Below are 5182 nucleotides of genomic sequence, written 5' to 3'. Positions count from 1 at the left end.
CTGCGGGTCCGCGGGCGCGGCGGGTGGTGCGGCGGCGTCCGGCGGCGGGCTCGGTGCCGGGCGGGGTGCGGCGTGCGGTGCTGGTCATGATTTCCCCCTTGGTACTGCTGGTGAGCGGGTCCGGGCCGGTGGCCCGGGCTCGTGTGTCGTCATCGCTGGCGACTCATTGCTCACTGAGCGTAAGCGGGGGGTCTGACAATGGCGTGCGTGAGCCGCCGGAATCGCCCGTGACCAGGCATTTCCGGCGGCTCTTGATCACTTGGCGCGGTCGGCGGCGATCCGCTCGTAGAACCGGAGGAGTTCGAGATTGTCGACGGAGCCGGGGTTGACGGCCTTTTCCAGCGGGGTGCCCTGGAGGAGGCGCTTGACGGGGACTTCGATGCGCTTGCCGGTGAGGGTGTGCGGTACGCCGGGGGCTTCGATGATGTCGTCGGGGACGTGGCGCGGCGAGAGCTGGGTGCGGATGGTCTGCTTGATGCGGTCGCGCAGGTCGTCGTCGAGGGTGGCGCCTTCGGCGAGGTGCACGAAGAGCGGCATCCAGTAGCCGCCGTCGGGGAGTTCGAGGCCGATGACGAGGGATTCGCGGATTTCGGGGAGTCGTTCGACGGCTTCGTAGATGTCGGCGGAGCCCATGCGGACGCCCTGGCGGTTGAGGGTGGAGTCGGAGCGGCCGTGGATGACGACGGTGCCGCGTGCGGTGCGGGTGATCCAGTCACCGTGCCGCCAGACGCCGGGGTACATCTCGAAGTAGCTGTCCCGGTAACGGCTGCCGTCGGGGTCGTTCCAGAAGCGGATCGGCATGGAGGGCAGCGGGTTGGTGACGACGAGCTCGCCGACCTCGTCGGTGAGGGGCTTGCCCTGGGGGTCCCATGCCTGGACGTCGGTGGCGAGGCAGGGGGCCTGGAGTTCGCCGATGTACACCGGGAGGGTGGGTACGGCGCCGGCGAAGCAGCTGCAGACGTCGGTGCCGCCGCTGACGGAGGCGATCCAGAGGTCTTCGGCGACTTCGTCGTGCAGCCAGCGGAAGCCGTCGGGGGGCAGCGGGGAGCCGGTGGTGGCGACGCACTTGACGCGGGAGAGGTCGTAGTCGCGTCCGGGGTGGACGCCGGCCTTGGCGCAGGCCATGACGTACGCGGCGGAGGTGCCGAAGAGCGTGGCGCCGGTGCGTTCGGCGATGCCCCACTGGGCGCCGGTGTCGGGGAAGCCGGGGCTGCCGTCGTACAGGACGATCGTGGAGCCCACGAGGAGGCCGGCGGCGAGGAAGTTCCACATCATCCAGCCGGTGGAGGTGTACCAGAAGAAGCGGTCCTCGGGGCCGAGGTCGCAGTGGAGGCCGGCCTGCTTGAGGTGTTCGAGGAGGATGCCGCCCTGGGACTGGACGATGGCCTTGGGGAGGCCGGTGGTGCCGGAGGAGTACAGGACCCACAGGGGGTGGTCGAACGGCACCTGTTCGAAGACCGGCTCTTCGTCCCGGGAGACGACGTCGTCCCAGTCGAGCGCGCCTTCGGGGGCCTCGGTGCCGAGGAGCGGGATGTGCACGACGGCGGTGAGGCTGGGGAGTTCGGCGCGCAGCTCGGCCACTGTGGCGCGGCGGTCGTGCTCCTTGCCGCCGTAGCGGTAGCCGTCGACGGTGAACAGGACGACCGGTTCGACCTGCTGGAAGCGGTCCAGGACGCTGCGGGCGCCGAAGTCGGGGGCGCAGGAGGTCCAGACGGCGCCGACGGCGGCGGAGGCCAGGAGGGCGACGACGGCCTGCGGGATGTTCGGTACGTAGCCGCTGACGCGGTCGCCGGGGCGGACGCCGAGGCGGCGGAGTTCGGCGGCCAGCGAGCCGACCTGGGCGCGGAGTTCGGCCCAGGTGACGGGGGTGGGTTCGTGGCTCTCGTCGACGTGCAGAAGGGCGGGGTCGGCGGCCCTGGCGGGGTCCTCGCCGGCGCGCAGGGCGTGCTCGGCGTAGTTGAAGGTGGCGCCGGGGAACCAGCGGGCGCCGGGCATCGTGGCGTCGGCGAGCACGGTGTCGTACGGGGTGCTGAAGCGGACGTCGAACCATTCGGCGGTGGCGCGCCAGAAGGTGCTCAGCTCTTCGACGGACCAGCGGTGCAGTGCGGCGTAGCTCGCGGCGGGGTCACCGGGGGTGGCGGCGGGCGCGCCGTGGTGGGTGGCGGCCCACTCCTGGAAGCGGGTGACCTGTGCTCCGGCGATACGGTCCGCGCCGGGCTGCCACAGGGGCTCCGGGTGGGGTGCGGGCTGCGGTGCGGTGGTCATCATGCGGCTCCCGGGCTGTACACGGTTGGTGTGCCGGTCCGTGCGCTGCGGTGGGCGGTGCCGCCGGCCGTCCCGGGCCGGCGGTGCCCGACGCGTCCGTAAGGGTGCGCAGGACACGACTGGTCAGGACGATGCCACGTGATCGACTCCCGCACCAGGGTGGGCACCCCACATTCGGGGGGAGGGGTATGTGGCGCGACCACGGTGTGAAGGGCGTGTTCGAAGGCGGGCCGCTGCTTCCGGAGCGCGGGGTCTCTTTTGGGGACACAGCAGGTCAAGGCAGGTGAACGGAAGCTGAACGATGCCTTCATCGGCGTGTGTCGGTGGCAGGCTGACGGTATGGACGGGCGGGATCTGGTGCGGTCGGCACGGACGGTCAGGGCGGTGGGCGCCACGCAGGGTTGGTTGTCGGTGCGGTCGGCGCTGCGCCGGAGGCGGGCGGACGCGGCCGGGCTGCCACCACGGGGTGCGGAGCGGGCACGCGTACCGGGCACGGCGGTGGGGGCGGAGCCGCAGCCCGGTGGCGGCGTGGTCCGGTTCGCGCGGTCTTCACTGCGCATTCGGGTGACGGCGGGCGGCGCGGTGTTCTGCGGCTGGGACGGGGCGGCGCCGGAGCCGTCGTACGCGCTGGTGGGGACGGGCCCTGAGGCGGACGGCCGGGCGGAGCTGGAGCCGGACACCGAGGGTGGCTGGCGTGTGGTGTCGGAGCGGGTGACGGTCGCGGTGTCGCGGCACGGCGCGGTGGAGATACGAACGCCGGGCGGGGTGGTGCTGCGCCGGGAGCTGCCGCCACGGTGGTGGGACCGGGTACCGGAGGGGGGATCGGGGTCCGATGCCACGCCCGAGGGCGGCCCGGACGAGGGGGCTGCGTCCGAGGAAGGCGCGCGGGTCGGGGCGTACGGGGAGTCGCGGTGGGTGCAGCGCTCCGAGGTGGCAGCGGACGCGCGGTTCTTCGGGCTGGGCGGCCGCGCCAACGGGCCGCGGCTGCGGGACGGCACGTACCGGCTGTGGAACACCGATCCCGGGGGCGCGTTCGGGCCGGGCGACGATCCGCTGTCGCTGACCATGCCGGTGCAGCTGGTCGTCGCGGACGCGGGTACGCATCTGGTCTTCCACGACAACTCCTGGGACGGGCGGGTCACGCTGCACGAGGGCGAGGAGGGCCGGGGCTCGGGGCACGACCGGGCCGGTTCCTGCGAGATTCGGATGGACGGCGGTCCGCTGCGCTACTGGGTGCTGACGGGGACGCCTGCCCGGGTGCTGCACGGGTGGGCATCGCTCACGGGGGCGCCCGCGCTGCCGCCGCGCTGGGCTCTCGGGCATCAGCACTCCCGGTTCGGTTTCGGTGATGCCACGGAGGTGCGGCGGGTGGCCGCCGGTTACCGTGCGCGCGGTGTGCCGCTGACGGCGCTCCATCTGGACATCGATCACTTTGACGGCCATCGGGTGTTCACGGTGGACCGCACCCGCTTCCCCGACCTGCCGGGGCTCGCCTCGGAGCTGCGGCAGGAGGGGGTGCGGCTGGTGTCGATCGTCGATCCCGGGGTGAAGGCGGAGCCGGGGAACGCGGTGTACGAGAGCGGGGCGGCGGCCGACGCGTTCGTACGGGAGGCGCGTGGGCGCGAGGTACGGGGCGCGGTGTGGCCGGGTGAGGCGGTGTTCCCCGACTTCACGGATGCCCGGGTGCGCAAGTGGTGGGGCGGGCTGTACGCGGAGCGGCTGGCGCAGGGGTTCGCGGGCGTGTGGCACGACATGAACGAGCCGTCCTCCTTCGCGGCGTTCGGGGATCCGACACTCCCCCGGTCCGCGCGGCACACCTTGGAGGGCCGGGGCGGGGACCACCGGGAGGCGCACAACGTCTACGGGCTGGCGATGGCGCGTGCCGGCTATGAAGGGCTGTGCGAGCTGCGCCCGGAGGAGCGGCCGTTCCTCTTCTCGCGCTCCGGGTGGGCCGGGCTGCAGCGCTACGGGGGCACGTGGTCCGGGGACGTGGCGTCCGGATGGCCGGGGCTGCGGGCCTCGTTGTCGCTGGTGCTGGGTCTGGGACTGTGCGGCGTTCCGTACAGCGGTCCGGACATCGGGGGCTATTCGGGGGTGCCGTCGGGCGAGCTGTACCTGCGGTGGTTCCAGCTGGGCGCGTACCTGCCGCTGTTCCGTACGCACTGTGCGCACGACGCAGGGCGCCGGGAGCCGTGGGAGTTCGGGGACGAGGTCCTGGAGCACGCGCGTGCGGCGGCTCTCGAACGCAAGCGGCTGCTCCCCTACGTGTACACGCTGGGGCACCTGGCCCGGCTGACCGGCGCTCCGTATGTGCGCCCACTTTGGTGGGCCACGCCCCGCGACCGGGCGCTGCGCGACTGCGAGGACGCGTTCCTGCTGGGTGACGCGCTGCTGGTGGCGCCGGTGCTGGAGGCGGGGACGCGGCGGCGGACCGTGCGGCTGCCGCGCGGGCGGTGGTACGACACGGCGACCGGCGAGGCGTACGACGGGCCGGGGCAGGTGACGGTCGAGGCGCCGCTCGCGCGGATTCCGGTGCTGGCACGGGCGGGTTCGGTACTGCCGGTGGCGGGCGCGGACGGCGGCATCGAGCTGGAGGTCTGGGCGCCGGCTCCGGGGCGCACGGGCGGCGGAATTGTCGTACCGGATTCCGGGGACGGTTGGGAGCGCCCGCGCGTTGAACGGATGGAGTCGCGGCTGGAGGCGGGACGCGTGGTGGTGAGCCGGGCGGACGGGGAGCCCGTTGAGTACGGGGTGCGGGTCCGCGGAGGCGGGTCCGGAGAGGCGGTCTGAGAAGCCGGTACGGGCGGGACTTCTGGGCCGGCTTCGGGGTTGCGGGGCGCGGTGTTCGACCAGCCGGAGACTGCGCGGGCCGCGCCGGCGGGGCTGGAGGTGAGCGGGGGCCGTCCGGCAGGGCGGT

2 protein-coding genes are annotated in these 5182 nt (G+C 73.3%); one reads left to right on the top strand and one right to left on the bottom strand.

What is annotated here, in order from left to right:
• Positions 1-255: 255 nt before the first annotated feature.
• Positions 256-2265, bottom strand: a complete 2010-nt coding sequence (locus CCS38_RS13030; RefSeq protein ID WP_223733405.1) for an acetoacetate--CoA ligase — start codon at positions 2263-2265, stop codon at positions 256-258.
• Positions 2266-2604: 339 nt separating this feature from the next.
• Between CCS38_RS13030 and CCS38_RS13025 the strand changes: the two genes are divergently transcribed.
• The gene (locus tag CCS38_RS13025; protein WP_223733404.1) at positions 2605-5055 is read left to right on the top strand and encodes a glycoside hydrolase family 31 protein; all 2451 of its coding nucleotides are present in this window, start codon (positions 2605-2607) and stop codon (positions 5053-5055) included.
• Positions 5056-5182 lie beyond the last annotated feature (127 nt).

Source organism: Streptomyces purpurogeneiscleroticus (genome assembly GCF_020024005.1).
Lineage (GTDB): Bacteria > Actinomycetota > Actinomycetes > Streptomycetales > Streptomycetaceae > Streptomyces > Streptomyces purpurogeneiscleroticus.
The sequence above is the reverse complement of the archived record's forward strand: the minus strand, read 5'-3'. Positions and strand labels throughout refer to the sequence as shown.

Excerpts from the sequence above, each read along its gene's own strand:
- CCS38_RS13030 (WP_223733405.1), bottom strand. The coding sequence starts at position 2,265 with ATGACCACCGCACCGCAGCCCGCACCCCACCCGGAGCCCCTGTGGCAG.
- CCS38_RS13025 (WP_223733404.1), top strand. The coding sequence starts at position 2,605 with ATGGACGGGCGGGATCTGGTGCGGTCGGCACGGACGGTCAGGGCGGTG.